At 25.7% G+C, this 2,243-nt stretch carries 1 protein-coding gene; it reads left to right on the top strand.

From position 1 onward, the window contains the following. Positions 1-660: 660 nt before the first annotated feature. A partial coding sequence (locus ACQRD5_RS16995) for a hypothetical protein (protein ID WP_427747099.1) occupies positions 661-2,243 on the top strand: 1,583 nt, incomplete at its 3' end.

Genomic DNA, 2,243 nt, shown 5'->3' with positions numbered 1-2,243 from the left:
GGCTAGTCCTTATGTTGTAGATACACAAGAACAGTTAAATGCTGTAAATACTGTATTTAATAAAGATAAAGAAAAGCTAACTTGGCAAAATAATGTATTACCTCAAGAAAATTAAAAAGAAGTAAATTAAAAACTTAAAAAGATAAAATAAACTCCAAGTAGAACCATATTACTTTCTACTTGGAGTTAAAATTTTATTTTTAGCTAATATTTTAATAGTTACAATAATATATTAAAATATCAGCTAAAAAATATAACGAAATATTCATAAAATTGTTGAAATTTGTTTTAATAAATATTAAAATAAAACAAAGCGACATTTTGCTATTATAAAATATTATTTAAGCATTACTTTATAAGGAAAGTAAAAAATCAAAATATAATAATGCTTATGTTGCTTAAATATAAATAATTAATTTGTTAGGATAATTATTTATAAAAATAAGAATATATGAAGGTATAAATTTCGCAATTAAGTAAACGTTTAAATCAATTATTTTATTTACTTATCTTATTAAATACAAAAAGTATTTTCAGTAGATTAATCCTAATTAAATAACCCATGAAAATTCACTTGATTTAAATCTTAATTTAAAATTATTTTTATAAATATATAGATTAACAAATTGTAATTATATTTTACTAAAGGAGGAATTTTTTATGAACAAAATTAATTTTCAGAAAATTGTGTCGTTATTGTTACTTACATTTTTAATTACTACACTTGGTTTTTCAAAGGTCAATGCAGCAGCAATAGATGATGTAACTGCTATTGATGAATCAAAAACTTATATTATTCATGCTGAAAATGAGAAGGTTGCATTGTATAATAGTGGCGGAGTAAATGATGGATGGATAAAGCAAGATAAATATTTAGATTTTAATAAAAAGTTTAATTGGAAGTTTGAGAAAAGTGGCGATAAGTTTTATGTAAAGGATATCACAAATAATTCTTATCTTACTGGCACATCTAGAATTATTAATAAATCACAGTATTTAGAATATGTAGTTACAGGTGTAGCAAATGATGTAGAAACTAAGGGATTATATGAGCTAGAAAAAGTTACAGGTGGATATCTTATAAAATCTACAGTAAATAATAAGTATTTAACTTATGGAATAGATAGATTTTATGTAACTTACACAGATAATGCAAATAAAGCTGGTGTTTGGAAAATAGAAGAAACACCAGGAGCAGAAAGTATTGATTCATCAAAAAATTATATTATGTATAATTCAAGTGATTCTACTGCATTATTTGATGATGGTGGAGTAAATACTGGTTGGATAAGAAAAACAACTTATGCATCAGGAAATAAAAATTTTGTTTGGAAATTTGATGTACAAGCAGATGGAAGCTTTTATGTTAAAAATGTAGGAAGAGGTTACTATTTTATAGGAGATGGTACAAATTTAAATAATATATCTTACTTAGTTTCAGATAAAACTACTAATGCACCTAGTAAGGGACTATTTGAATTTGAAAAAGCAGCAAATGGATATTATCTTAAATCAAAGGTAAATAATAAATACTTAAGATATGGAGAAAATGGTACATATGTAACTTTTACAAATAATAAAGATAATGCACTAGTTTTAAGATTAGAAGAAGTAGTAAATTCTTCCTATGCAAGACCTTTCAATAGTACAACACTATGGGAAACTACATCAAGAAGTAAAATTTATAGAATACCAGCTATTGCAACTGCAAACGATGGAAAATTAATAGCTGTAAGTGACTTAAGATATAATGGAGCTGGTGACTTAGGTAACCATCAAATAGATCTTTTAGTTAAGACATCAACAGATAATGGAGCTACTTGGTCTAGTGAAAGAAATATAACTCAAGGTCTTAGCACATCTACTTTTGGATATGGAGATTCAGCTATAGTAGCAGATCGTGAATCAGATAAAGTATTAATACTTGCTGCAGCAGGAAGTAAAGCTTTTTGGCATAATAATAAAAGTATTATAGCTGATAGAGATAATCCTCTTAAAGTAGTTAAGTTTACTTCAGATAATGGAGGAGAGAGTTTTAGTAAACCAGAAGATATAACTAGTAAAATATATGATTTAAATACTAATTGGACAAGATTATTTGTGACCTCTGGAAGAATAATGCAATCAAGATATGTTAAAGTTGGAGAATATTATAGAATATATGCAGCACTTTTAGTTGGTTCAGGTAAGGATACTGTAAAATTAGGTAATTACGTTATTTACTCAGATGATTTTGGAGATAC

It is taken from the genome of Clostridium sp. SGI.024 (genome assembly GCF_050315195.1).
GTDB lineage: Bacteria > Bacillota > Clostridia > Clostridiales > Clostridiaceae > Clostridium.
Note: the sequence above shows the minus strand (reverse complement) of the source record. Positions and strands in the feature narration are given on the sequence as shown.